Annotated in this window: 25 protein-coding genes and 1 tRNA gene; 12 read left to right on the plus strand and 14 right to left on the minus strand. The window is 68.0% G+C overall.

The genetic code is table 11. The features are described from left to right. Window positions 1-175: 175 nt before the first annotated feature. The gene (locus tag ACI3KT_RS02525) at window positions 176-886 is read left to right on the plus strand and encodes a beta-ketoacyl-ACP reductase (RefSeq protein ID WP_292909709.1); all 711 of its coding nucleotides are present in this window, start codon (window positions 176-178) and stop codon (window positions 884-886) included. Window positions 887-889: 3 nt separating this feature from the next. Here ACI3KT_RS02525 and ACI3KT_RS02530 read toward each other — a convergent pair whose 3' ends face one another. The 3 genes from ACI3KT_RS02530 to glgC are packed head-to-tail and all read right to left on the minus strand — an operon-like array spanning window position 890 to window position 3,545. Next, window positions 890-1,588: an alpha/beta fold hydrolase gene (locus ACI3KT_RS02530; RefSeq protein ID WP_292909711.1), complete on the minus strand. Its 699-nt coding sequence runs from the start codon at window positions 1,586-1,588 to the stop codon at window positions 890-892. A gap of 33 nt (window positions 1,589-1,621) precedes the next feature. Then, a complete protein-coding gene (gene serB, locus ACI3KT_RS02535; RefSeq protein WP_404902354.1) occupies window positions 1,622-2,257 on the minus strand; it encodes a phosphoserine phosphatase SerB in 636 nt (211 codons plus the stop codon). A 46-nt stretch (window positions 2,258-2,303) separates the two neighbouring features. Further along, window positions 2,304-3,545, minus strand: a complete 1,242-nt coding sequence (glgC, locus tag ACI3KT_RS02540) for a glucose-1-phosphate adenylyltransferase (RefSeq protein WP_292909715.1) — start codon at window positions 3,543-3,545, stop codon at window positions 2,304-2,306. 47 nt (window positions 3,546-3,592) lie between these two features. Here glgC and glgA point away from each other — a divergent pair, with 47 nt between their 5' ends. From glgA to ACI3KT_RS02555, 3 genes are all read left to right on the plus strand, one after another. After that, window positions 3,593-4,777 carry a glycogen synthase gene (glgA, locus tag ACI3KT_RS02545; protein WP_307297219.1) on the plus strand — a complete coding sequence of 395 codons (1,185 nt, stop codon included), beginning with the start codon at window positions 3,593-3,595 and terminating at the stop codon, window positions 4,775-4,777. Between the two features lie 18 nt (window positions 4,778-4,795). Continuing rightward, window positions 4,796-5,581, plus strand: coding sequence for an ABC transporter ATP-binding protein (locus ACI3KT_RS02550; protein WP_292909719.1), 786 nt, complete (start codon window positions 4,796-4,798; stop codon window positions 5,579-5,581). Between the two features lie 85 nt (window positions 5,582-5,666). Continuing rightward, window positions 5,667-5,921: a type B 50S ribosomal protein L31 gene (locus ACI3KT_RS02555; protein ID WP_045258427.1), complete on the plus strand. Its 255-nt coding sequence runs from the start codon at window positions 5,667-5,669 to the stop codon at window positions 5,919-5,921. 64 nt (window positions 5,922-5,985) lie between these two features. Here the strand turns inward: ACI3KT_RS02555 and ACI3KT_RS02560 are convergent, their stop codons facing one another. The 3 genes from ACI3KT_RS02560 to ACI3KT_RS02570 all read right to left on the minus strand — a co-directional run bounded on the left by ACI3KT_RS02560 (window position 5,986) and on the right by ACI3KT_RS02570 (window position 9,617). Continuing rightward, window positions 5,986-6,267: a hypothetical protein gene (locus ACI3KT_RS02560; protein WP_404902357.1), complete on the minus strand. Its 282-nt coding sequence runs from the start codon at window positions 6,265-6,267 to the stop codon at window positions 5,986-5,988. A gap of 54 nt (window positions 6,268-6,321) precedes the next feature. After that, window positions 6,322-7,548: an alpha/beta fold hydrolase gene (locus ACI3KT_RS02565; protein ID WP_404902864.1), complete on the minus strand. Its 1,227-nt coding sequence runs from the start codon at window positions 7,546-7,548 to the stop codon at window positions 6,322-6,324. Window positions 7,549-7,616: 68 nt separating this feature from the next. Then, window positions 7,617-9,617 carry a DUF262 domain-containing protein gene (locus ACI3KT_RS02570; protein ID WP_404902360.1) on the minus strand — a complete coding sequence of 667 codons (2,001 nt, stop codon included), beginning with the start codon at window positions 9,615-9,617 and terminating at the stop codon, window positions 7,617-7,619. Between the two features lie 125 nt (window positions 9,618-9,742). On the opposite strand from ACI3KT_RS02570, the gene ACI3KT_RS02575 reads away from it, so the two are divergent. After that, a complete protein-coding gene (locus ACI3KT_RS02575; protein ID WP_292909727.1) occupies window positions 9,743-10,516 on the plus strand; it encodes a hypothetical protein in 774 nt (257 codons plus the stop codon). A 163-nt stretch (window positions 10,517-10,679) separates the two neighbouring features. Beyond that, the gene (locus ACI3KT_RS02580; RefSeq protein WP_292909729.1) at window positions 10,680-11,183 is read left to right on the plus strand and encodes a DUF3145 domain-containing protein; all 504 of its coding nucleotides are present in this window, start codon (window positions 10,680-10,682) and stop codon (window positions 11,181-11,183) included. 139 nt (window positions 11,184-11,322) lie between these two features. Here ACI3KT_RS02580 and ACI3KT_RS02585 read toward each other — a convergent pair whose 3' ends face one another. Further along, window positions 11,323-12,726, minus strand: a complete 1,404-nt coding sequence (locus tag ACI3KT_RS02585; protein WP_404902363.1) for a PLP-dependent aminotransferase family protein — start codon at window positions 12,724-12,726, stop codon at window positions 11,323-11,325. Between the two features lie 96 nt (window positions 12,727-12,822). Between ACI3KT_RS02585 and ACI3KT_RS02590 the strand changes: the two genes are divergently transcribed. Further along, window positions 12,823-13,500: a YitT family protein gene (locus ACI3KT_RS02590; protein ID WP_404902367.1), complete on the plus strand. Its 678-nt coding sequence runs from the start codon at window positions 12,823-12,825 to the stop codon at window positions 13,498-13,500. Between the two features lie 76 nt (window positions 13,501-13,576). Here the strand turns inward: ACI3KT_RS02590 and ACI3KT_RS02595 are convergent, their stop codons facing one another. From ACI3KT_RS02595 to aceE, 6 genes are all read right to left on the minus strand, one after another. Then, a complete protein-coding gene (locus tag ACI3KT_RS02595; protein ID WP_292909735.1) occupies window positions 13,577-14,818 on the minus strand; it encodes a beta-ketoacyl synthase in 1,242 nt (413 codons plus the stop codon). A 94-nt stretch (window positions 14,819-14,912) separates the two neighbouring features. After that, entirely contained in the window at window positions 14,913-15,161 is a 249-nt protein-coding gene (locus ACI3KT_RS02600; RefSeq protein WP_017830435.1) for an acyl carrier protein, read from the minus strand. Between the two features lie 68 nt (window positions 15,162-15,229). Then, complete coding sequence (locus ACI3KT_RS02605) at window positions 15,230-16,231, minus strand: beta-ketoacyl-ACP synthase III (RefSeq protein WP_307297163.1); 1,002 nt, start codon at window positions 16,229-16,231, stop codon at window positions 15,230-15,232. Next, entirely contained in the window at window positions 16,228-17,148 is a 921-nt protein-coding gene (locus ACI3KT_RS02610; RefSeq protein WP_404902370.1) for an ACP S-malonyltransferase, read from the minus strand. The genes ACI3KT_RS02605 and ACI3KT_RS02610 overlap by 4 nt, the downstream gene beginning before the upstream one ends. A gap of 84 nt (window positions 17,149-17,232) precedes the next feature. Beyond that, entirely contained in the window at window positions 17,233-18,429 is a 1,197-nt protein-coding gene (locus ACI3KT_RS02615) for a CdaR family transcriptional regulator (protein ID WP_292909783.1), read from the minus strand. 31 nt (window positions 18,430-18,460) lie between these two features. Further along, window positions 18,461-21,187, minus strand: coding sequence for a pyruvate dehydrogenase (acetyl-transferring), homodimeric type (aceE, locus tag ACI3KT_RS02620; protein WP_404902866.1), 2,727 nt, complete (start codon window positions 21,185-21,187; stop codon window positions 18,461-18,463). 225 nt (window positions 21,188-21,412) lie between these two features. On the opposite strand from aceE, the gene ACI3KT_RS02625 reads away from it, so the two are divergent. The 4 genes from ACI3KT_RS02625 (at window position 21,413) to ACI3KT_RS02640 (ending at window position 23,651) form a co-directional block, all read left to right on the plus strand. Next, the gene (locus tag ACI3KT_RS02625; protein WP_292909741.1) at window positions 21,413-22,018 is read left to right on the plus strand and encodes a carboxymuconolactone decarboxylase family protein; all 606 of its coding nucleotides are present in this window, start codon (window positions 21,413-21,415) and stop codon (window positions 22,016-22,018) included. Window positions 22,019-22,028: 10 nt separating this feature from the next. Continuing rightward, the gene (locus tag ACI3KT_RS02630; protein ID WP_404902373.1) at window positions 22,029-22,922 is read left to right on the plus strand and encodes an RNA polymerase sigma-70 factor; all 894 of its coding nucleotides are present in this window, start codon (window positions 22,029-22,031) and stop codon (window positions 22,920-22,922) included. Between the two features lie 41 nt (window positions 22,923-22,963). Next, window positions 22,964-23,036 (plus strand) — tRNA-Val (locus ACI3KT_RS02635). Between the two features lie 57 nt (window positions 23,037-23,093). Further along, window positions 23,094-23,651, plus strand: a complete 558-nt coding sequence (locus tag ACI3KT_RS02640; protein WP_404902376.1) for a dihydrofolate reductase family protein — start codon at window positions 23,094-23,096, stop codon at window positions 23,649-23,651. Window positions 23,652-23,689: 38 nt separating this feature from the next. Here ACI3KT_RS02640 and ACI3KT_RS02645 read toward each other — a convergent pair whose 3' ends face one another. After that, window positions 23,690-24,526 (minus strand): LysR family transcriptional regulator, encoded by an 837-nt coding sequence (locus tag ACI3KT_RS02645; RefSeq protein ID WP_404902379.1) that lies wholly within the window; start codon window positions 24,524-24,526, stop codon window positions 23,690-23,692. Window positions 24,527-24,618: 92 nt separating this feature from the next. Here ACI3KT_RS02645 and ACI3KT_RS02650 point away from each other — a divergent pair, with 92 nt between their 5' ends. Then, window positions 24,619-25,527 carry a DMT family transporter gene (locus ACI3KT_RS02650; protein WP_404902382.1) on the plus strand — a complete coding sequence of 303 codons (909 nt, stop codon included), beginning with the start codon at window positions 24,619-24,621 and terminating at the stop codon, window positions 25,525-25,527. Window positions 25,528-25,582: the final 55 nt, after the last annotated feature.

Consider the following 25,582-nt stretch of genomic DNA (forward strand, 5'->3'; position numbering starts at 1 on the left):
GGGTCCGAAGCGTTCGGGGGGATGCTGCTATCGCTCACGTCGGCGCCTTTCGTCGGGTTCAGCGTTCCAGTCGGGTCTGGTTCTGTCAAACTTCGGCACCGGTCGGCTCACTGCATCCTCGATAGGATCGATCCGACCGGCCGTCGGCCGTTGCACGGTCAGATCAGGAGTGGAAATGAGTTCTCAGCGCGTGGTCCTCGTCACCGGAGGAAACCGAGGCATCGGCTTCGCGATCGCGGAGCGCTTCGTGCGCGACGGTTACAAGGTCGCGGTCACGGCGCGCAGCGGTGAGGGCCCCCAGGGCACTCTCACAGTGAGGGCCGACGTGACGGATGCAGCGTCACTCGACGCCGCCTTCACCGAGGTCGAGCAGCAGCTCGGACCTGTGGAGATCGTGGTCGCGAACGCCGGCATCACCAAGGACACACTGCTTCTGCGCATGAGCGAAGACGACTTCGACAGCGTGGTGGCCACCAACCTCGGCGGGACGTTCCGGGTCGTCAAGCGCGCGTCGAAGGGCATGCTGCGTGCGCGCTTCGGCCGGGTCATCCTGATCTCGAGCGTCGTCGGACTGTACGGCTCGGCGGGTCAGGTCAACTACTCGGCCTCGAAGAGCGCGCTGGTCGGATTCGCCCGCTCGCTGACACGCGAACTCGGCGGTCGCGGCATCACCGCCAACGTCGTCGCCCCCGGGTTCATCGAGACCGACATGACTGCCGAGCTTCCCGAGGAGACGCAGAAGCAGTACAAGGCGAGCATCCCCGCCGGGCGCTTCGCGACGCCCGACGAGGTCGCCGGCGTCGTCACCTGGCTGGCGGGAGACGACGCCGGCTACATCTCCGGCGCGGTCATCCCTGTCGACGGCGGTCTCGGGATGGGGCACTGACGCTCAACGAGCGATCGCCTCGTCGATGAGCTGTGCGAGGCGCGCAGGCGTCGAGAACTGCGGCCAGTGGCCCGACCCGATCCTCACGACCTCGACCTCGTCGATGGCACGGAACTCGTCGGCGTACGGTCCCCACTGGTCGAGCTCCGACTCGAGGGTCTCCTGATCGAGCCCTCCCATCAGCAGCGTGGCAGGGACGCGGTAGCGCGCGCCGTCATCTCCGAGCTCGATGGGATCGGTCGGCACGCGTGCGGGAACGCTGTGCACGAGAGACGCCGTGCGAGCACGGGTCGCGTCGTCGAGGTCATCGACGTCTTCTGCGGGGAAGAAGTCCCACCCGGGGAACGGGATGACTCCGTCGACGACATCGAACTCGCTGATGCCGTGGCCGGACGGCGGCGGAACGGTGTCCACGAAGATCACGCGCGACACCAGGTCTGCCCGAGCGTCGACGACGCCCCATGCGACGTTGCCCCCTCCGCTGTGCCCCACGACCACTGCCTGGCCGCCGACGGCGTCGACCGCGGCGACACCGGCGGCGACCCACTCGGCTATGCCGATGGCGCCTGATTCGGCGGACGGGGCGCCGAGGCCAGGGAGAGTGAGGGGATGCACGCGGTGCCCGGCGCGTTCGAGCGGCGGGATCACCTCGTTCCAGCTGGAGGCGTCGAGCCAGAGTCCGGGGATGAGGATGATGTCCATGGAGCTGAGGGTAATCGGGGCTCCGGACATCCGCTACGGAAGCAGCGCGATGACTTCGCCAAGGTTCTGAGGGCCGATCACGAGGTTCGCGGCCGCGCGGACCGCGGGCTTCGCGTTGAAGGCCAGGCCGAGACCCGCGACCGCCATCATCTTCAGGTCGTTGGCACCGTCGCCGATGGCGATCGTCGCCCGCGGCGCAATGCCGAGTTCGGCAGCCCAGGCGAGTAGAGACGATGCCTTGGCCTCGGCATCCACGATCTCCCCGTCGACCCGCCCTGTGAGCGCACCGTCGGCGACCTCGAGCCGGTTCGCCCGCCATCGGTCGACGCCGAGTCCGGGGGCGATGCCATCGAGGATCTCGTGGAATCCGCCCGACACGACGGCCACCACGCCACCGCGCCCGTGCACGGCCGCGGTGAGATCGCGCACACCCGGCGTCGGCTCGATGCGAGCGCGCACGCGCTCGAACGCCGACGTCGGCACCCCCTGCAGGGCTGCGACCCGGCTGCGCAGACTGTCGGCGAAGTCGACCTCGCCGCGCATGGCAGCCTCGGTGGCCGCCAGGACCTCTTCGCGCCGCCCGGCCTCGTCGGCGAGAAGCTCGATCACCTCGTTGCGGATGAGCGTGGAATCGGCATCGAGGACGACGAGGAAGCGCGCGGCAGTCACAGGTTCGAGCCTAGCGACCGCCGCGCGTCTCGCGCGTCGGATGACGTCAGCGGTCGACGAAGACGCCCTTGCCGACGACGGTGATCCCCGAATCGGTCACAGTGAATCCTCGCGCCAGGTCGCGCTCGCGATCGACGCCGACCGTGGCGCCGTCGGCGAGCACGACGTTCTTGTCGAGGATCGCGCGGTGCACACGCGCACCCGCACCGACACGGACGTGGTCGAACAGCACGGAGTCGGTGATGGTCGAGCCGCCGCCGGCGAGAGTCCACGGACCGACGACGCTGCGTTCGACGTGGGTTCCGGAGAGAACGCAGCCCAGGGAGACGATCGAGTCGATGGCATTGCCGATGCGCCCGACCGAATCCCGCACGAACTTGGCGGGCGGCGAGTTCACGGCCTGCGAGTGGATCGGCCATTCCATGTTGTACAGGTTGAAGACCGGCAGCGTGGAGATCAGGTCCATGTGGGCGTCGAAGAACGAGTCGATCGTACCCACGTCGCGCCAGTACGAGCGGTCGCGCGGCGAGGAGCCAGGGACCTCGTTCTGCTTCATGTCGTAGTAGCCGGCCTCGCCACGCTCGACGAAGTACGGCACGATGTCGCCGCCCATGTCGTGTCCGGACGTGGGCGACTCGCCGTCGGCCTCGACGGCGGCGATCAGCGCGTCCGCATCGAAGATGTAGTTGCCCATCGAGGCGAGGACCTCGTGCGGTGCGTCCGGCAGTCCTTCGATCTCCGTCGGCTTCTCGAGGAACTGTTTGATGCGGCCGGATTCCGTGTCGGCGTCGATCACGCCGAACTGGGAGGCGAGGGCCAGCGGCTGGCGGATGCCGGCGACCGTCGCCTTCGCGCCGGAGGCGATGTGCGCGTCGAGCATCTGCTGGAAGTCCATGCGATAGACGTGGTCGGCTCCGATCACCACCACGATGTCGGGCTTCTCGTCGTTGATCAGGTTGAGGCTCTGCAGGATGGCGTCGGCCGAGCCTGAGAACCACCGCTTGCCGAGTCGCTGCTGCGCCGGAACCGAGGTGACGTACGAGTCGAGCAGAGCGGACATCCGCCAGGTCTGCGAGATGTGACGGTCGAGGCTGTGGGACTTGTACTGCGTGAGGACCACGATCTGTCTGAGACCGGAGTTTATGAGATTCGAGATCGCGAAATCGATCAGTCGGTACTGTCCGCCGAACGGCACTGCAGGTTTTGCGCGGTCTGCCGTGAGGGGCATGAGTCGCTTGCCCTCGCCGCCGGCGAGGATGATGCCGAAGATCTTCTTTGGTGCGGACATGGCTCCACCCTAGAGGGCCATTCCCGTCGTGTACTAGCGTTTCGAACATGCGAGTTGAAATGATCACGAAGGAGTACCCGCCGGAGATCTACGGCGGTGCCGGGGTGCATGTCGCGGAGCTGGTTGCAGCCCTCCGCGAGCGCATCGACGTGAGCGTCCGCGCATTCGGCGCGCCTCGCGACGAGACCGGCACGTACGCGTACCGGTCTCCTTCGGAACTCGCGAACGCGAACGCGGCACTGCAGACTCTCGGCACCGATCTCGAGATCGTGTCGGCGATCTCGGATGCCGATCTCGTGCACAGTCACACCTGGTACGCGAACTTCGCCGGTCACATCGCCTCGCAGCTGCACGGCATCCCGCACGTGCTCACGGCGCACAGCCTCGAACCTCTGCGCCCGTGGAAGGCCGAGCAGCTGGGAGGCGGATACGCGGTGTCCAGCGGCATCGAGAAGCTCGCCTACGAGAACGCCGCCGCCGTGATCGCGGTGAGCGCGGGGATGCGCAACGACATCCTGCGCAGCTATCCGAACGTCGACCCGGCCAAGGTTCGGGTGATCCACAACGGCATCGACGTCGAGCGTTGGCGTCCCGTGCACAACCCCGAGTTCCTCGCGTCGATCGGCATGGACCCGAACCGCCCTTCGGTCGTCTTCGTCGGTCGCATCACCCGCCAGAAGGGCCTGCCGTATCTGCTGCAGGCCGCGAGCCGATTGCCGGCCGACGTGCAGCTCATCCTGTGCGCAGGCGCTCCGGACACGCCGGAGATCATGGCCGAGGTGCAGGAGGGGGTGCGTCTGCTGCAGCAGACGCGGGAAGGCGTCATCTGGATCGAGCGGATGCTGCCGCGCGATGAGCTCTCGGCCATCCTCACGGCCGCCACGACCTTCGTCTGCCCGTCGGTCTACGAGCCGCTCGGCATCGTGAACCTCGAGGCCATGGCATGCGGCGCCGCGGTCGTCGGCACCGCGACCGGCGGAATACCGGAGGTCGTCGACGACGGCGTCACCGGCCGCCTCGTTCCGATCGAGCAGGTGCAGGACGGCACGGGCACCCCGGTTGATCCGGAGACGTATGTCGCGGACCTCGCGGCGGTGCTCACCGAGGTCGCTGCGGATCCGGTGAAGGCCGAGGCCTACGGAGAAGCCGGTCGAGAGCGCGCCAAGGAGGAGTTCAGCTGGGGTGCGATCGCCGACACTACGCGCGCCCTCTACGAGGAGTTGACCGACTGAGCAGATAGGCTTGGCAGCATGCCACGCGCTCTGGAATTCACCGACGTCGTCGTGCGCCGCGAAGGGCGCAACATCATCGATCACGTGACCTGGCAGGTGCAGGACGACCAGCGCTGGGTGGTGCTCGGGCCCAACGGCGCCGGCAAGACCACGCTGCTCCAGCTGGCCGACACGCTCATGCATCCGACGTCCGGCACCGTCGAGGTGCTGGGGGAGACCCTGGGCCGCACCGACGTGTTCGAGGTGCGTCCGCGCATCGGATTCGCCTCCTCGGCTCTCGCCAAGCGCATCCCGCGTGACGAGACGGTGCTGAACTCCGTGCTCACGGCTGCGTACTCGGTTCTCGGACGTTGGAACGAGGAGTACGAGGGCATCGACGACCGTCGCGCGCTGCGCGTCCTCGCCGAGTGGAAGCTCGATCACCTCGCCGATCGCCTGTTCGGGACGCTCAGCGATGGCGAGCAGAAGCGCGTGCAGATCGCCCGCGCGGTGATGACCGACCCGGAGCTGCTGCTGCTCGACGAGCCGACCGCATCGCTCGACCTCGGCTCGCGCGAAGAGCTGCTCGCGCTGCTCAGCGGTTACGCCTCGTCGCCGTCGACACCGGCGATGCTCATGGTGACGCATCACGTCGAGGAGATCCCGGTCGGCTTCACCCACGTGCTGCTGATCCGCGAGGGCAAGGTCGTCGCAGCTGGTCCGATCGCCGAGTCGCTCACCGCCGAGTCGCTCACCGAGGCGTTCGGCATGCCGATCGTGCTCACCGCCGACGGCGGTCGCTACGCCGCGCGCGCAGCATCCTGACTCTGCTAGACTCGACCCTTGGTGCTCTCTGCACCGCAGACTTCCCCGACCCTGGCACAATCCAGGGCATCAGCTAAGGAATCCCATGAAGACTGACATTCACCCCGACTACCAGGCCGTCGTGTTCCGCGACCTCGGCTCGGGCGAGACCTTCCTCACCCGCTCCACCGTCACCAGCGACAAGACCATCGAGCTGGACGGTGTGGAGTACCCCGTCATCGACGTCGAGATCTCCTCGGCCTCGCACCCGTTCTACACGGGCAAGCAGCGCATCATGGACTCGGCCGGTCGCGTCGAGAAGTTCAACCAGCGCTTCAAGGGCTTCGGCGGCTCCAAGTAAGGACCGTCACGACGAAGGCCCCGTTCTCCTCGGAGAGCGGGGCCTTCGTCGTGATGTCGGAGGGTCAGATGTCGATGACGATGTGATCGCCATCTATCGTGCTCGGGGGATCGCCAGGTGCAGGGGCCGGTGCCGTCCGACGCGTCTGACGGTCGCGCTCCATGCCGGCCTCGTATGCCGACGGCATCCAGATCGCGTCGAAGGCGCCGCCGAGTCCACCGCCCGCGTTCTCGTACTTCTTCTCGAGCGGCGTCTTCGAGTATGCGATCACGACCACGACGATGACCGCGCTCGCGATCAGCAGGAGGATCGCGACGGTCACGAGGTATCCCAGCACGTCGCCCACGAGACCAGGCTAGACGCAGGCCGCAGAGCGTGGCATCCCCCGTGAGAGGGATCCTCAGCGGATGCTGCGACCGTGCGCGAGGTCGATGAGGCGGGTCAGCACGGGGCCCGACCGCACGCCGTTGTGCTCGTGCTCGCTGGTCACCCACGTCTGAACGCCGGGCAACAGGGAAGCGGTCTCCAGCGAGAACTCGAGCGGCACGTACACGTCGTTGACGTACACGGCGGCGGCTCCCGTCGTCCCGGAGGCGGCGATGGCCTCGGAATCGTAGATCGCAGGCCATTCGAACTCGGCGAGTGCGAATGCCACGTCACACCAGGGCCGGAAGGCGGGGACGGTCTCGGTCCACTCCCGACGGATGTGCTCGCCGGTGAACAGCGTCACGTCGTCGCGGAAGTCGTCGGGCTCGACCCGCTCGGCTGACCATCGTGTGGCCTGACCGCTCGCGTAGCTTGATTCGTGGAACGCGAAGTACATCGGGTTGCGGCCGCTGAACGGCATGGCGAGCATCAGGTCGTGTCGGAAGGCGTTCGATGAGGGATCCCGCTCGAGCAGCGACCAGAGCATCTGCCAGCCGTCGTTCGTGCCGAGCGCCGAGCCGACCGAGCGCAGGCGGGACGCGGAGACGACCTCGCCATCGGGCAGCACGATGCCGCCGGCATCCGCGCGGTCCACCAGACGACGCATGACGTCCCTGTGCTCGGGGAAGCGACGATAGTACTTTTCGGATGCCGTGCGCATCTTGTCGTAGCAGAGCGCATAGACATCGTCGGCCGGGCGGCTGACGGTGCTGAGGCCGCCGGTGATGAAGACGTCGTCGAGGGATGCGGCATCCGTGGTCAGATAGGCCAGGGTGGTGAATCCGCCGAAGGACTGACCGAGGACGCTCCACGAGGCTGCGCCCAGGTGCTCTCGAACGGCCTCGCAATCGCGCACGATCGCGTCGGCGCGCAGGTGGGTGAGGTGCTCGGCGACGAACGCCGACCCCTGTTCGAGATCAGCATCGCCGACGGGGGAGGACAGCCCGGTCCCGCGCTGGTCGAGCATGACGACACGGTAGTGCGCGAGCGCCTCGTCGAGCCAGGCCGGTGAGGTCGACGAATGGAACGGGCGAGGCGCCTCGTGACCGGGGCCACCCTGAAGGAAGACCAGATAGGGGAGTGCTTCGCCGCCGTCGCGCGACACGACACGCGCGAAGATGTCGATCGTGCGCTGGTCGGAAGGATCCGACCAGACGAGCGGGACGGTGAGAGTGTGCTCTTCGACGGTCAGATCCAGCATGCGACGGACAACGGTGCTCACCCGTCGAGCCTAACGCCCCGGGTCGCAGTTTCTGCCGTCGTCGCCGACTACATCACGTTCCCGATGTAGGAGTACTTGACGAACACCTCGGCTGCCAGACCGGACTCCTCGAGCACGCCCTGCACGGCGTTCATCATGTAGTTGGAATCCCAGCCCATGTAGAGGAAGTGCGACTCGTCCAGCTCGTCCCACTGTCCCTTCCACGCCATCTCGCTGTAGATCGGACCGCCGTGCTTGGCGCAGTACGACAGCGCCGCCTCTCGCGTGTCGGTCCACGCGCGGCGCATCACCCGGTTGAAGAGGTACCTGACATCGGGCACCTCCCACCGCTCGCCGCGGTACTCGACGTAGTCGAACTCGCGCTCCCATCCCGCGGGCCAGCCCCGACGACGGACCGCATCGAGGATGGGGGTGAGCCCGTCGTCGTCGATCTCGGGCAGCGCCGGTCGTGCCCAGATCCGCAGCAGTTCGGCGGTCAATCGGATCGTGCGCCGCGTGATCGCAGCGGAGTTCCAGACCTCGACGGAATCCAGCTCCCGCGTGGCGGGTACGGCGCTGCGTGCGTATGCCTCGACGCGCTTCACCGGATAGGCGGCGCCGAACACGCGCTCGGCGAGCCGCGGCTCGAGCAGCGTCAGGTTGCCGAGTGTCGGGGCGAGGGCGCGCAGGCTGTTCTGTTCGTCGTCGCCGTACTCGGACCAGGAGCGGATGCCGTCGCCCGACCAGCTGTCGCCGGGGACGGCGGGCACGAGCTTCTCCACGTCGTAATCCAGCGGCTCGTCGACTCCTTCGAGGCGCCCCAGCACATATGCCGCGTGGGGGAGCTCGGAGTACTTGAGCACCGCGCTGACGCGTTCATCCGACGGCGTGATGCGGGCCACGGCGCGCGCGAGCGACTCCCGCCCCTCGGCGCGGGCGCGGCACAGGCGCGCGATGAGACGCTCGTTCGGCAGGTTCACCAGGGTGCGACGCAGGTACAGGGCCTGGATCCACTCGAGGGTCTCGATGAACTCGTCGCGGTCGATGACTCCTCGCACGTGATCGCTGTACACGCTCAGCACGAGCGGATACGCGGCACGGCCGAAGGTGTTCACGAAGCGCAGCTGCTGAGCGATTCCGGCATCCGGTTCCTTCGACGGATCGAGCAGGACGCCGTAGATCTCCGCGAAGTGGCGCCAGATCTCGGCATCCGCCTGCAGATGCTCGACGTCGACGCGAGGGAAGGACTGACGGAAGGCGCTGTACACGCCGTGCTCGCCGTTCGCGGCGACTTCGCGCCCGGTCGTCATCACGAGGTAGTGCCGCCAGAAGGCGCCGATCGCCTCGCCGGTGTGCTGCTCGATGGGAAGCCAGAAGCGCGCTTCGACCTCGAGCTGCTCGGCGTGGGTGAGTCCCATCAGGATGTAGTTGTGGATGAGCTCGTGATCGCGCAGCGGCTCTCCGGTCGAGTTGAGGCTCTCGAAGATCTGCTGGGCGTTCGCCTCGGCTCCGAGCGTGATCGACACGTGCTCGAGACGCTGCAGACCGCGCCAGATGCGCGGCACCTCGCCGACCTGCACTTGGCTGCGGAAGAAGGCGTAGTTGTCGTCGAAGCGGGATTCCCGGTCGGCGCCCGCACGGCGATCGAGCACGACCGACTCGTAGAGGTCGGCCCAGGCGTCGTGGGGGCGCAGACGCGTGCGCGCCGGGTCGTCGGCGCGCACCAGAACCCGTCCGAGTTCGTCCGCGAGCGTCGGATCGCTCTCGCGCACGGCGTGCTGGAGAGCTGCGACCAGCAGCATCAGGGTCGTGATGCGCTGTTGCCCGTCGATCAGGATGAGGTCGGATGCCTCGGACGAATCATGCGCGGAGAGGATCGATCCGATGAAGTGGCGGTGCCCGTCGTCTTCGTCGGCGACGGCGCGGATGTCGGCGAGGAGCCGCTCGCATCCGCCGATGTCCCAGCGGTACTGACGCTGGTACACGGGCACCAGGATCGTGGTGGATCCGGCGGATAGCCACTCGATCGTGTTGACAGCCGTCGCCTCGACATTGGTGGCAGTGCTCATGCGAAAAAGTCTATGCGGATAAACCCGGCGACCATCCGGGGCGCTCCGAGGTCGCGCTGTTAGGCTTGCCTTATCAGGGCCTGTTAAAACGTGCTGGCCCCCGATGAGAGGATCTGGTTCAGATCATGGGATACATTAAGTCCGCCGCCCTCGAAGAAAAGGGTTTCGTCATCCTCGACAGCTACGGCGAGGAGGTCGACCCGCGGGAGTGGCTCGACATCGAGTACGTCGACTGGAAGTCGTCCGGTGACACGCGCTTCTCGCCGCTGGCCAGTGCCAAGGGCGAGATCGAGTGCAACGGCTTCTGGAACCACAAGCCGCCGCGCACCGACAAGGATGGCGTCTGGATCGACTCGCAGACCGCGCTCGCGCCGACCCTGACCGCCCGTGCCAAGGAGCCCGGCGCCAACGTCGGCCGCTGCCGCGTCATCGAGCTGCAGCCGACTCCGTACGGCGAGTGCCTCTACAACCTCCACCAGGACGACAACAACCGTCTGAACCCCGACGGCACCGGCTGGGTCGTGCGCGGATTCTTCAACCTGACGGACGACAAGGACAGCTACTTCGTCCTGCGTGAGAACCGCACGGACCCCAGCATCGAGTACCGCATCGCCCTCCCGGCCGGTGCGCAGCTCATCGTGGACACCCAGCGCCTGTGGCACGCCACCACGCACAACGGCACCGAGCCGCGCTACTGCCTGATCACGTCGTGGGAGTCGGGCCCCGAGCTCGACGCGTACATCGAGAAGTACCACGGCACCGACCAGCACGAGCAGGTCGAGGTGCCCCAGGAGGTCCTCGAGGCCGGCTACGCCGAGCAGGCTCAGCGTGACGCGGCCCGTGCCGCTTACTACGCGGCCAAGGGGCAGCAGGTCAAGCAGGCCATGAGCGAGGCCTGACCCTCTTTCGGGTCGCCGAGCCTGTCGACACGCACGAAGGCGGGAATCACATCCTTGTGATTTCCGCCTTCGTGCGTGAGAATAGGCGCATAACCGCATATCGCGCCACACTTCGTTGGTTTCAGGTCGTTGGGGAAGACGCACCTGATGAAACGGAGAGATCATGGCGACGGCTTACGCACGTGGAGTGGTGTTCATCCACTCTGCGCCTCGCGCGCTCTGCCCGCACCTCGAGTGGGCGGTGGGTCGCGCTATCGGGCGTGCGGTGAACTTCGACTGGGCCGACCAGCCGGTGCTCGACGGTGCCCGCCGGGCGGAGTTCTACTGGGATGGCCCTGTGGGCACAGGTGCGGCCCTCGCGACCGCCATCCGAGGGTGGGAGCACCTGCGTTTCGAGGTCACCGAGGATCCCACGCCGCGCAGCGATGGCGGACGCTGGATGCACACACCCGATCTCGGCATCCACTACGCCCAGACGGATGCCGCAGGCAACGTCGTGATCGGCGAGGATCGGATCCGCTACGCGATGGAGATCGCGGCGGGAAACGTGGTCGAGCTGCAGCGCGAACTCGATATCGCGCTCGGCTCGGCCTGGGACGAAGAGCTGGAGCCGTTCCGCCACGCGAGCGATGACGCGCGTGTGGTGTGGCTCCACAAGGTCGGATGAACCATGGACCTGGAGTGGGAAGGCGTGAGTACCGGATGCCGGTGAGTCGCCCCGGACGCTGAGAAGACGTATCCCACTCCAACGACGAGAACCCCGCCTCTGCGCACAGGAGGCGGGGTTCCCTCGTCGTCGCGGCAGCTCAGATGACGGCGGTACGCGTCTGCTCGGCGGCGGCGCTGGCGGTCGCGCCGCCGAGGACCTCGTCCCATGCGCGGCGCAGCCGCGACATCGCCTCCGACATCCGGTCGGGGGTCAAGGTGATCGGGATGCGCACGCGGCGCTCCAGCACGCCTCCTGTCGAGAACCGCGGGCCCGGGGGGAGGATGAGCCCGTGTTCCCGCGCGGCCAGCGACAGAGTGGTCGAGATCGGTGCCTCCAGATCCACCCACGCCGACAATCCGCCATGCGTGGGCGGCATCGCGAGGCCGATCGTCTCCAGCCCGGCGGCCGCCGCCGCGCGACCTGCGTGCAGGCGCGAGCGCACGTGCGCGGAGAGCGCCGGCATGTCTTCGAGCAGATCGACCGCGATGCACTGCTCGAGCAGTGCGGTACCGAGCTCGAATGACGGGCGTACGGCGAGCAGCCGCTCGATCAACGATCGCTCCGCTCTGATCCAGCCGATCCTCATTCCGCCCCAGGCGATCTTCGACATCGAGCCCACGGTGATCACACTCGGGCTGTATGCCGCCATCGGCAGTGGTGACCAGCCCCGGTCGATGTCGAGCTCCGTCGTCGTCTCGTCGACGACCAGACGTGTTCCCGAACTGCGAGCCGTCGTCGCGATGCGAACGCGCTCCGGGTCCGACAGAGTCGCACCTGTGGGATTGTGGAAGTCCGGGATGAGGTACGCGACGTGCGGACGACTGCGCAGGAGAATGTCCGTCAGATGCCCCTGATCCCAGCCGTGCCCATCGACGGGGGTCGGCAGGAGTCGATAACCGTGGTGGCGCAGCGCCTCCAGTGCGTGCGGGAACGTCGGCTGTTCGACGAGTGCGCGCTCTCCGCGGCGTCCGACTGTGGCCAGCACGAGGTGCAGAGCGTTGAGCGCACCGGAGGTGATGATGATCTCATCAGGATCGGTGTCGACGCCCCGCTGCACGAAGCGCTGGGCGACGGCTTCGCGCAGCTCGGGCATGCCTCGCAGCGAGTAGCCGCTCGTCGCTCGCAGTGCGGCGAGCCGGGGGAGCGAGCGGACCGTCGCGTCGTAGAGGCCGGGAGTGGAATCCATCGATGCGATCGAGAGGTCGATCGCGGAGTCATCATGATCTGCGGATGCGGATCCGCGTGCGTAAGGCAGCGCGACGCGTGTTCCCCCGCCGTGCAGACGGCTCACGTAGCCGCCCTCTTCGAGAAGGTCGTAGGTGCGCGTCATGGTCGAGCGGGACCGCCTGAGCTCGAGAGCGAGCGAGCGCTCGCTGGGCAGACGCTCTCCGACAGTGAGCCGTCCGTCGAGGATCAGGGCGCGGATGTGCTCCGCGAGCGCCGCCGCGGTCGCACCTGCGACGGTCTGCGCGTCGAGCTGCTCGACGAGTCGTGAAGCCATGCATCCATTCTGCCCCCGAAGTGGACTGAATTCACCAGGCCACTTTCCCTCGAGTGGCCCGCGGATTCGACGGGGCGAGAGCGTGAGGATGGCCGTATGTCGACGTCCCGCACCCGAACCTCCCTGTCGAAGATCTTCCTGCCGATCGTCGTGACGAGCCGCCGTGACCTCGCCGAGCGTCTGCTCCAGCTCGTCGTCGGCCTGTTCCTGTACGGCGTGGCTCTGGCGTTGATGATCCGCGGAGGGATCGGTGTGTCGCCGTGGGACGTGCTGGCGATCGGAGTGTCCGGAACGGGCGGCATCGGCTTCGGTCTCGTCACCAATCTCATCGCCGCCGTGGTGCTCCTGCTGTGGATCCCGCTTCGCCAGCGGCTGGGGCTCGGCACCGTGATCAACGCACTGCTGATCGGCCCGAGCGCTGACCTCGCGCTCGCCCTGATACCGCCGATGCCGTCGATCTGGGTGGGTGCTCCGGTGTTTCTCCTCGGTCTCGTGCTCCTCGCCTTCGCGACCGGCCTCTACATAGCGGCTGACTTCGGTCCGGGTCCTCGCGACGGGCTGATGACGGGGCTCGTGCGCAGGACCGGCTGGCCCGTGTGGATCGTGCGCACCCTGATCGAAGGCACCGTGCTCGTGATCGGGTTCCTGCTCGGCGGCCCCGTCGGCGTCGGCACCGTGATCTTCGCTTTCGGCGTCGGACCGCTCATCGGATGGTTCCTGCCGCGCATCACCCGGATGCGACAGGAACGTTCGCGCGTGCTCGCAACGGCCTGACCCCTTCACGACGAAGCGGCCCCCGGATCCGATCCGGGGGCCGCTTCACGTGTCAGGCGCGCTCAGTCAGCCGCGCTCAGTCCTCCGCGCCGGCGAACGCGACGACCGCGTTGTGACCGCCGAAGCCGAAGGAGTTGCTGATCGCGTACAGCGTGCCCTCGCCGAGCGGCTGGGACTCGCCCGACAGCTTGAACGGCACTGCCGGATCGGGCTCGGTCATGTTGATCGTCGGCGGGGCGACGCGGTCACGCAGGGCGAGGAGCGTGAAGATCGCCTCGAGTGCTCCCGTCCCGCCGAGCAGGTGTCCGGTCGACGCCTTGGTCGCCGAGACGGGGATGTCCTTGAGGCGATCGCCGAACACGCGCTGGAGGGCGACGTACTCGTTCGGGTCGCCGACCGGGGTCGACGTCGCGTGGGCGTTGATGTGGGCGATCTGGTCGGGAGTGATGCCGGCCTCTTCCAGGGCCTGAGTGACGGCACGCGCGGCGCCGGAGCCCTCGGGGTCGTTCCCGGTGATGTGGTAGGCGTCAGCGGTCACGCCGCCGCCGAGCACATAGCCGTAGATCTTGGCGCCGCGGGCCTTTGCGTGCTCCTCGGTCTCGAGGATGAGGACCGCCGCGCCCTCGCCCATCACGAAGCCGTCGCGGTCGATGGCGCCGGGGCGCGAAGCGGTGGCGGGGTCGTCGTTGCGGCGGGACAGGGCCTGAGCCGAGGCGAAGGACGCCATGGTGATCGGGTGGATCGCCGACTCGGTGCCGCCGGCGATCACGACGTCGGCGAGCCCCTCCTGCAGGTGATGGAAGGCGTGGAGGATCGACTCGGTGCTCGAGGCGCACGCGCTGACGACGGTCTGCGCGTAAGCCCGCGCGTGGAACTGCAGCGACAGGTTGCCCGCGGCGGCGTTCGGCATGAGCATGGGCACCGTCAGCGGCATGACCCGGCGCGGTCCCTTCTCGCGCAGCGTGTCCCAGGCGTCGAGAAGCGTCCACAGGCCGCCGATGCCGGTGGCGAAGTCGACGCCGAGGCGCTCAGGCGCGACCTCGGGGGATCCGGCATCCTCCCACGCCTCGCGAGCCGCGATCAGAGCGAACTGCGACGAAGGGTCGAGGCGCTTCGCCTCGTGGCGGGGGAGCACCTCTTCAGGGCGGACGATCGCCTCGGCCGCGAAGGTGACGGGCAGCTCGTACTGCTTGACCCAGTCGTGCTCGAGCGTGCGGGTGCCGGACATCCCGGCGAGCAGGTTGCTCCAGTTGTCGGGAGCAGTCCCGCCGATGGCGGACGTGGCGCCGATGCCGGTGACGACGATGCGCTTGGTCATGGTGTGGTTCCTTGTCGTACGGGTTACGTGCGAGATGAGGGCAGAGTGGAGGATGCCACGCCCCGCGGATGGCGGGGGTGGCATCCCGCCCGGATTACTCCTGGCCTGCGACGATGAAGCTGACGGCGTCGCCGACGGTCTTCAGGTTCTTGACCTCGTCGTCGGGGATGGTGACGCCGAACTTCTCCTCGGCGTTGACGACGATCGTCATCATCGAGATCGAGTCGATGTCGAGGTCGTCGGTGAACGACTTCTCGAGGGCGACCTCGGAGGCGTTGATGCCGGTCTCGTCGGTGATCAGCTCTGCGAGGCCAGCGAGGACCTCGTCGTTGGTGAAAGCCATGTGGTCTTCCTCTTTCTTGCGGGTTGTTTTCGGAACCGTGGAACAGTCTAGAGAAGGTCGGGGCGTTCTCAGGGGAGGACGACGACCTGTGCGGCGAACACGAGCCCGGCGCCGAAGCCGATCTGCAGGGCGAGGCCACCGGAGAGCTCGGGGTGCTCGGCCATCAAGCGGTGGCTTGCAAGCGGGATGGAGGCGGCGGACGTGTTGCCCGTGGTCTCGATGTCGCGGGCGATCACCGTCGTGTCGGGGAGCTTGAGCTGCTTGGCGAACTCGTCGATGATGCGCATGTTCGCTTGGTGCGGGATGAACGCGGCGATGTCGGCCGGTTCGACACCCGCCTTGTCGAGCGCCTCCCGGGCGACCTTGGCCATCTCCCACACGGCCCAGCGGAAGACGGTCTGACCCTCCTGCCGCAGCGTGGGCCACGGCACCTGGCCGTCGCGGAACTCGGTCAGCGTGCCGTTCATGCCCACGGCATCCGCCTTCGAGCCGTCCGATCCCCAGACGGCCGGCGCGATGCCCGGCGTGTCGCTCGGGCCGATCAGCGCGGCGCCGGCTCCGTCGCCCAGCAGGAACGAGATGCTGCGGTCGGTCGGGTCGACGATGTCGGACAGCTTCTCGGTGCCGATCACGAGCGCGTACTTCGCCGCGCCGGCGCGGATGAGCGCGTCGGCCTGAGCCACGGCGTAGGCGTACCCCGCGCAGGCCGCGTTGATGTCGTAAGCGGCGGCGGGGTTCGCGCCCACGCGGTCTGCGACGATCGCCGAGACAGACGGCGACTGCTTCGGGTTGCTGATCGTCGCGACGATCACCAGGTCGACCTGGTCGGCAGGCACGCCCGACTTCTCGATGGCCTCGAGACCGGCGATGGCGGCGAGATCGATGGCGTCCGTGTCTTTGTCGGCGCGCACCCGCGTGATGATGCCGGTGCGCTGACGGATCCACTCGTCGCTCGAGTCGATCGGGCCCACGAGGTCGTCGTTCGGGACGGCGTTCTCACCGCGCGCCGCTCCATAGGAGTAGATGCGCGTGTAGGCGGGACCGGTGAGCTGGTTGAGAGTGGCGCTCATGCGGCGTCTCCGTTCAGCAGCGCGACGGCTGCGTCGAGGTCTTCAGGGGTCTTCACGGCGACGGTGGGTACGCCCCGCAGCCCGCGCTTGGCGAGGCCGACGAGAGCGCCCGCGGGGGTGAGTTCGACGAGGCCGGTGATGCCCTGTTCGGCGAAGGACGCCATGCACAGGTCCCAGCGCACGGGCGACGACACCTGGTCGACGAGGAATTTCAGCGCGGTGGCGCCGTCGGACACGGTGGCGCCGTCGCGGTTGGTCCAGAGCGTGACGTCGGGATCGGATGCCTCGACGCCGGCGACCGCATCGCGGAGGGCGGCGACGGCGGGCGCCATGTAGGGGGTGTGGAACGCGCCGGCGACCTGCAGCGGGATCACGCGGGTGCCGCGCAACGGCTCCTCGGCGAGGGCGGCGAGTGCGGGAAGCGCACCGGCTGCGACGATCTGCCCCCCGCCGTTGTAGTTCGCGGGCGTGAGGTCGAGTTCCGCGAGTCGTGCCAGCACGGCGTCCTCATCGCCACCGAGCACGGCGCTCATGCCGGTCGGCGTCTGCGCGGCGGCATCTGCCATCGCCCGTCCGCGCACGCCGACCAGGCGCATCGCGGTGTCGGCGGAGATCACGCCGGCACCCGCCAGCGCGGCGAGCTCGCCGACGGAGTGCCCGGCGATGCCGTCGGGGCGGCGGCCCGCGCGTTCGAGCAGCTGGCGCTCGGCGATGAGGGACGCGGCGACGATCAGCGGCTGCGCGATGCGCGTGTCGCGGATGGTGTCTGCATCGGACTCGGTGCCGTGGAGGAGGAGGTCGACCTCCGCGGCTTCGGAGTAGGCGGCGAGCTGCTCTGCCACACCGTCGAGTTCGAGCCAAGGGGAGAGGAAGCCCGGGGTCTGAGAACCCTGACCGGGGCAGGCGTAGACGATCACCTCACCATCTTGCCAACGTTTGGGCGTGCGCGGTGGATGAACCATCACAAGATTCGCGAGAACGCTTGTGTGTGGCGCACAGAGTCAGCGTGCCGTACGACGCTGCGGAGGGCGCCGACGGATCTGATCGGCGGCCCCGATCGACCCGAGCACCAGTGCGGTCTGCAGGATCAGCGCCTCGCGGGGACCGGTCGCGTCCCACCCGATGACCTCGCTGACGCGCTTGAGACGGTAGCGCACCGTGTTCGGATGGACGAACAGCTCGCGTGCGGTGGCCTCGAGGGACCGGCCGTTGTCGAGATAGCTCCACAGCGTGGTGACGAGATCGGTCGAGTGCGCCTGCAGCGGTCGGTAGATCCGCTCGATCAGCGTCTGCTTGGCGAGCGGATCGCCGGCGAGGGCGCGCTCGGGGAGCAGATCATCGGCCTCCACGGGGCGCGGGGCGTTGCGCCAGGCGCGCGCGACCGCGAACCCAGCGAGCGCGGCGCGGGCGCTCTGACTCGCGTCGACCAGCGCCGCGACGGCGGGACCCAGCACGACGTACCCGGGGCCGAAAGACGGCTCGAGCCGCGTCGCGATCTCCTGGAAGCCGAGTTCGTCGTCTTCGCCGTCCTGACCGGCGACGCGGGCGCGTCCGAGCACGAGGACGAGCCGCGAACCCTGCACTCCGATGAGCACATCGACGCCGAGCTTCCTGGCAGTGCGGCGGACGAGATCGACGTCGAACTGCGGGGGAGTCGTGCCGACCAGCACGGCGACCTCGCCATGTCCGTGCCAGCCGAGCGCCGCGATGCGGCTGGGCAGCTCCTCGTCGGCCTCGCCCGTGAGGATCGAATCCACGACGAGCGCCTCGAGGCGCGCATCCCAGAGGCCTCGCGCCTCGGCGGCACGGGCGTAGACGTCCGCGGCGGCGAAGGCCACATCGCGGGAGTACAGCAGGATCGCCTCGCGGAGATCGTTGCCCTTGCCGGCGACGCGCTCCTCGGTCACCTCCACGGTGACGCGGATCAGCTGCAGCGTCTGCTGCAGGCTCACGCTGCGCAGCAGCTCGCGTGGAGCGGCGGCGAAGATGTCAGCGGCGATCCATGGCGTCGAGGTCGGGTCGTCGTACCACTGGATGAACGAGGTGATGCCCGCCTGGGCCACCAGCCCGACCGCGGAGCGGCGGGCTGGTGGCATGTCGGCATACCAGGGGAGCGTGTCCTCCAGCCGCTTGATCGTCACCGAGGCGATGTCGCCGGAGATCCGGCGCAGCCAGGTGAGAGTCGCGGCCTTGTCCATGCCGGTGGGAGACGAGTCTGTCACCGATGGCTCAGCTTTCGCCGCCCGCGTTGCCGCTGGTGCCCGCGTTCACGTCGTGCAGGCTGTACTTCTGGATCGCCTGCGCGGCGAGCGAGCGGTCGACGACGCCGTCTTCAGCGAGTGCCTGCAGCGTGCGCACGACCATCGACGGCCCGTCGATCTTGAAGTAGCGACGAGCGGCGGCGCGCGTGTCGGAGAAGCCGAAGTCGTCGGCGCCGAGCGTCGCGTAGCGGTTCGGGACCCACGGACGGATCTGATCCTGCACGGCGTGCATGAAGTCGCTGACCGCGACGACCGGGCCCTCGGCGCCCTGCAGCTTCTGGGTGAGGTAGGCCGTGCGGGGCTCCTCCTCCGGGTGCAGGAAGTTGTGCTCGTCGGCGGCGAGGCCGTCGCGGCGCAGCTCGGTCCACGAGGTGACCGACCACACGTCGGCGACGACGCCCCAGTCGTTCTTCAGCAGCTCCTGAGCCTCCAGAGCCCAGGGCAGGCCGACGCCCGAGGCGAACAGCTGGGCGCGGGGGCCTTCACCTTCGCCGGCGGACACGCGGTGGATGCCGCGGACGATGCCGTCCACGTCGACGTTCTCAGGCTCGGCCGGCTGCACATAGGGCTCGTTGTACAGCGTGATGTAGTACATCACGTTCGGGTCGGGGTGGTTGCCGCCGTACATGCGCTCCAGGCCGTCGCGCACGATGTGCGCGATCTCGTAGCCGTAGGCCGGGTCGTACGACACCGTCGCCGGGTTCGTCGACGCCAGCAGGTGCGAGTGTCCGTCGGCGTGCTGCAGGCCTTCGCCGGTCAGCGTGGTGCGACCGGCGGTGGCTCCCATGATGAAGCCGCGGGCCATCTGATCGCCGGCGGCCCACTGGGCGTCGCCCGTGCGCTGGAAGCCGAACATCGAGTAGAAGATGTAGATCGGGATCAGCGGTTCGCCGTGCGTCGCGTACGACGTGCCGATGCCGGTGAACGCCGCGAGGGCGCCCGCCTCGTTGATGCCGACGTGCACGATCTGTCCCTGCGGGCTCTCCTTGTAGGCGAGCAGGAGCTCCCGGTCGACCGAGGTGTAGTGCTGGCCGTTCGGGTTGTAGATCTTCGCCGTCGGGAAGTACGCGTCCATGCCGAAGGTGCGCGCCTCATCGGGGATGATCGGCACGATGCGGTGACCGAAGTCCTTCGAACGCAGCAGGTCTTTCAGCAGGCGGACGAACGCCATGGTCGTGGCGATCTCCTGCGTGCCGGAGCCCTTCTTGGGCAGGGCGTACGCCGAGTCATCCGGCAGCGACAGGCCGACGTGCGTCGAGCGGCGCTCGGGCAGGAATCCGCCGAGGCTGCGGCGGCGCTCGAGCATGTACTGGATCGTCTCGTCCTGGGGTCCCGGGTTGTAGTACGGGGGCAGGTACGGGTTCTCCTCGAGCTGCGCATCCGTGATCGGGATGTGCATGGTGTCGCGGAACGTCTTGAGGTTGTCCAGCGTCATCTTCTTCATCTGGTGGGTCGCATTGCGGCCCTCGAAATGCGGGCCGAGGCCGTAGCCCTTGACCGTCTTCGCCAGGATGACGGTCGGCTGCCCCTTGTGCTCGGCCGCGGCCTTGAACGCCGCGTAGACCTTTCGGTAGTCGTGGCCGCCGCGCTTGAGGTGCCAGATCTGGTCGTCGGTGTAGTCCGATACCAGGGCCGCTGCGCGCTCGTCCTTGCCGAAGAAGTGCTCGCGGATGTACGCGCCGGACTCGGCCTTGTAGGTCTGGTAGTCGCCGTCGGGCGTGGCGTTCATGATGTTGAGCAGGGCGCCGTCGGCATCGCGGGCGAGCAGGTCGTCCCACTCGCGGCCCCACACGACCTTGATGACGTTCCAGCCGGCGCCGCGGAAGTACGACTCCAGCTCCTGGATGATCTTGCCGTTGCCGCGCACGGGGCCGTCGAGGCGCTGCAGGTTGCAGTTGATGACGAAGTTGAGGTTGTCGAGACCCTCGTTCGCTGCGATCTGCAGCTGACCGCGGCTCTCGATCTCGTCCATCTCGCCGTCGCCGAGGAAGGCCCACACCTGCGAGGACGAGGTGTCCTTGATGCCGCGGTTCTCGACGTAGCGGTTCGCCATGGCCTGGTAGATCGCGTTGATCGGGCCGAGGCCCATCGACACGGTCGGGAACTGCCAGTAGTCCTGCATCTGGCGCGGGTGCGGGTACGACGGGATGCCGAACGGCGCCTGCGACTGCTCCTGGCGGAAGCCGTCGAGGTGCTGCTCGCTCAGGCGGCCCTCGAGGAACGAACGGGCGTAGATGCCGGGGGAGGCGTGGCCCTGGATGAAGATCTGGTCGGCGCCACCGGGGTTGTCCGCACCGCGGAAGAAGTGGTTGAAGCCGACTTCGTAGAGGGCGGCCGACGACGCGTAGGTGGAGATGTGCCCGCCGACCCCGATGCCGGGGCGCTGTGCGCGGTGCACCGTGACGGCGGCGTTCCAGCGGATCCAGGCGCGGTAGCGGCGCTCGACCTCTTCGTCACCGGGGAACTCCGGCTCGTTCTCCGGAGCGATCGTGTTGATGTAGTCGGTGGTCGGGACCATCGGCACACCCAGATGCAGCTCCTTGGAGCGCTTGAGCAGGCTCAGCATGATCTCGCGGCCACGTCCGTGGCCCTTCGCGTCGACGAGCTCGTCGAGCGACTGCTGCCACTCGCCGGTCTCTTCGGGATCGCTGTCGAGGGGGCCCTGGGAGTACGGATCCTGGTCGTGCACGGTCACGGGGTGGAACCTTTCGTCAAGCTGGCGGGTCACGCCAAGAATCGGAGAGCGACGCGGGCAGCCTTGTCGGGAGTGCACAACGCGCGCCGATGTTTACCCTATCCCCGATCACGGAGGAGCGGATGCCGGGGACGATCGCAGAGCCAGGTGTCACATCCGCGAACCGGGCGGTGTCTCCATGTCGAGGCCGGGAATACCGGACCCGTAGGAAAGGGAGACACGAACATGAACAGCAGCACGACACGCATCCCGGCGGCCGAGGTCACCGGTGTCTACGGCGCCATGGTGAAGATGTTCGCGAAGAAGATGATGGGCCGTGTGCCCGAATCGGTCGGGGTGCTCTGGAACCACCCGGCGGTGATGAAGGACGCCATGGGCATCGGGCGCAAGGCCGAGGGATGGAAGGAACTCGACCGGGATCTCGCCTCTTACGCGGCGATGGCGGCGGCGGCCACGATCGGCTGCAGCTTCTGCCTCGACTTCAACTACTTCATGGGCCACAACCACGGACTGGACGCGAACAAGATCCGTCAGGTGCCGCGGTGGCGCGAGGCCACCGTGTTCACACCGCTCGAGCGCAGGGTCATGGAGTACGCAGAGGCGGCGAGCCAGACGCCGCCGGCCGTGACGGACGAGCTCTCCGACGCTCTGCTCGCGGATCTCGGACCCGCCGCGCTCGTCGAGCTCGCCGCCAGGGTCGCGTTCATGAACATGAGCGCCCGCATGAACGTGGCGCTCGGCATCCGTTCCGAGGAGTTCGCGGACGCCTGCGGCCTGCCTCCGCTCGCCGAGCGATCTGCGCTCCGCGACTCGGCGCCGACGTCCGCGTAGGCTCGCCGTCATGGAAAGCGCCGAGACCGCCGCAGACGATCCGTTCGTCGTCCACCGCAACCTGCTCTTCACCGTGGCGTACGAGATCCTCGGATCCGCTGCGGATGCCGAAGATGTGCTGCAGGAGTCGTGGTTGCGCTGGGCGGCGGTCGACCGCGACCGGGTCGCAACGCCCAAGGCGTATCTCGTGCGCATCGTGAGCAGGCAGGCGCTCAACCACATCCGCTCCGTGTCGCGACGCCGGGAGGACTACGTCGGCGAGTGGCTGCCCGAACCGCTGCTGACGGCTCCGGATGTGGCGGATGACGTCGAACTAGCCGACAGTCTGTCGATCGCCATGCTGACCGTGCTCGAGACGCTGAGCCCGGCCGAGCGGGCGGTGTTCGTGCTGCGTGAGGTGTTCGACGTGCCGTACGACGAGATCGCGGATGCCGTGGCCAAGACGCCCGCAGCGGTGCGGCAGATCGCGCATCGCGCGAAGGACCACGTCGCGGCGCGGCGGCCGCGTGTCACCGTGGTGCGCTCTGAGCACGAGCGCGCGGTCGATCGACTCGTGGCCGCCCTGAACACCGGAGACATCCAGGGGCTGATGGATGTGCTCGCGCCGGACGTCGTGTCGGTCGCGGATGGCGGCGGCAAGGTCCGCGGCGCGGCACGCCGGCCGCTGATCGGCGCGGCCACGATCGTCCGTTACCTGGCCGGGAGCCTCGCGAAGGTCGTCGGAACCATTCATGCGACAGCCACCACGATCAACGGCCAGCCGGGGATCCGGGTCGAACTGGACGGACAGCTGGCGGGAATCGTGACGGTGACGGTCGAACAGGGGCGGATCACCCGCATCTACTCGGTCGCGAACCCCGACAAGCTCGGCCGGGTCGATCACGAGGTCACGCTGGAGCGGTGACGCTCACGGCGGCGCTCGGGCATGGTTAGGATGATCAGGAAGGGCCTTTAGCTCAGCTGGTAGAGCGCCACGTTTACACCGTGGATGTCGTCGGTTCGATCCCGGCAGGGCCCACCGGATTCTCCGCACGCAACGATGGCGGCCTCGCGCAGCGGACTCTACACTCGCGTCATGGGACTGCTGACCTTCAGTATCAACGTCACCCTCGACGGATGCGTCGATCATCGAGAGGGAATCGCCGACGATGAGACGCATGCCTTCTTCACGCGTCTTATGGACGGTGCCGGCGCCATGCTGTGGGGACGGACGACCTACGAGATGATGGAGAGCTCCTGGCCCGCCATCGCTCGTGGCGAGGAGGACGCCCCGCCGGCGTTGCGAGAGTGGGCGCTCAAGCTCGAAGCGAAGCCCAAGTACGTGGTGTCGTCGACGCGCCACGATTTTCCGTGGAGCAACAGCCACCACCTCGTCGGTGCTCTGCGCACGACCGTGCAGGCGCTCAAGGACAGGACACCGGACGGCGTGCTACTCGGCAGTGGCAGACTCGCGACGGAACTTGATCGCCTGGACCTGATCGACGAGTACAGGTTCCTCGTCCACCCGAGGATCGCGGGCCACGGGCCGACGCTGTACGAGAGCGGGCTTGCGAGCACAAGACGACTCGAGCTGATCTCGGCGGAACCGCTCAGCTGCGGTGCGGTCGCCATGCACTACCGGCGCGCGGGCTGAACAGACTCTCGCCGTGTGCGCCTGAGCAGAGGGCTCCCTCAGCTGAAGGCGGTGTCCACGGCGTGCTGGACGACACGGACGATACGCGCCGGCACGCCGTCGCGACCCCGGACCCGCATGCGCACGGGCGGAGGCTCGGGGAGGCCGAGCACGGGACGCAGCCCTTCCAGCCCGCGATCGACGACGGGAAGCAGGATCGCGCCGAGGCCCGAGCGGGCGGCCGATTGGCCGCCCGCGAGGTCGCCAACCTCGACGACGGTGTGAAAGGGTCGCCCGCTCGCGGCCATGAGCTCAAGAACAGCGGGGCGCATCACGCATGGCGGATCGAACTGGACGAGCGGAACCGGGCCATCGGAAGGCGCAGTCCATTCGGGCGACGCGAACCAGCCGAGCCGGAGCTTCGGCTGGAGGGGGCTCGCCGTGCCGATCTCGAGGATCACAGCGAGATCCAGTCGGCCTGCCTCGAGGGCTTCGGTCACTCTGGCGGTTCGATCCAGGCGGAGTCTCACCTCCGTGCCAGGCGCGGCATGCCGCAGCGAGGCGATGATCTCGGGGAGCATCTGTTCGGCGCCGTGCTCGGTGGACCCGAGCACCAGGGTATCGGTCTCATGGGGAACCCGAACCGTTCGAAGCACTTCGTCGTGCACGTCGAGGATCCGGCGAGCTTCTGACAGGAGGATCTCGCCTCTCGGGGTGAACATCATGAGCCGTCCATTGCGTTCGACGAGCGGCGCTCCGACGACCTGTTCCAGGCGCCGGACGTGCTGGCTGACGGCCGATTGGCTGAGGTGGAGCGCAGCGGCCGCGCGGTGGAATCCGCCGCACGAGGCGATGGCGAGGAAGGATCGCAGCGGAATGACATCCAAGGTGTCCATAGGGGAACTCTATTCCGATCTCTTTTGTCTATCGATCGCGATTGCTAATCGTTGTTGGACGGCGGCCGGTCGGCACGACGAGCGTCGAAGACATGAACCTCCGCACGAGTCACGTGATTCTCATCGTCCTGCTATACGGGCTCGGGTACCCGCTCGGCGCGATGGCGCTGGGAGAACTGTCGGCGCCTTGGGTGCTGAGCATCCGGTTCGTGCTGGCCGCCCTCCTTCTCGCGGGCGTCGCCGCCCTCGGGCGCCGACGCTGGCCGAGGGGCCGTGAATGGGGGCACGTCGTCGTCGTCGGCGTTCTCACTCAGGCCGTGCAGTTCGGGTGCGCGTACGAAGGGATGAGGCTCGGCGTCCCGCCGACGCTGACAGCGCTCGTGATCGCGATGAACCCGCTCGTGACGGCCGTGCTCGCGGCGTCGTGGCTGGGCGAGCGCCCGACCAGACGAGGCATCGTCGGTCTCGCGCTCGGGCTTGCTGCGATCGGTGTCGCATTCGCGGGAAGGGTCTCTGCCACCGGCATCGACGCAGCCCTCGTCCTGACGCTGCTCGCTCTACTCGGGATGTCTGCGGGTGGCGTGTATCAGCAGCGATTTCTCGCGGACGTGGATCCGCTGCCCGCGAGCGCCGTCGGGCAGTCCGTGTCGGCCGTTCCCATGATCATCTGGGCCGCCGTCTCACCACCCGACCTCGGCGACCTGCCGCGCGCGCTCGTGAGCATGGGGGCGATGATCGTGTTCAGCGCCGCGGTCGGCACCACGGTGTACATGGCGGCTGTCCGCCGGAGCGGGGCGGCCCGGGTCTCGCTGCTCTTCGCGCTGATCCCCTCCGTCGCCGCACTCTTCGGATGGCTGCTGCTCGGCCAGATGCCGAGCCAAGGAGTGCTGCTGGGCCTCATCATCGGTGCGGTCGCGTGCGTGGTGGGCGGGACCGGAGCCGGAGGTGCTGCGCGCACGAAGGTCTCGCTTCCGCACTCGGCCGGAGCACCTGAGGTCTGAGTGCCGCCGGCCGGTTTTGCATTCTTCCGGTCGCCATTGCTGGAGTGCGATACGC

It is taken from the genome of Microbacterium sp. ZW T6_19, from assembly GCF_044987465.1.
Taxonomy (GTDB): Bacteria; Actinomycetota; Actinomycetes; order Actinomycetales; family Microbacteriaceae; genus Microbacterium; species Microbacterium natoriense_A.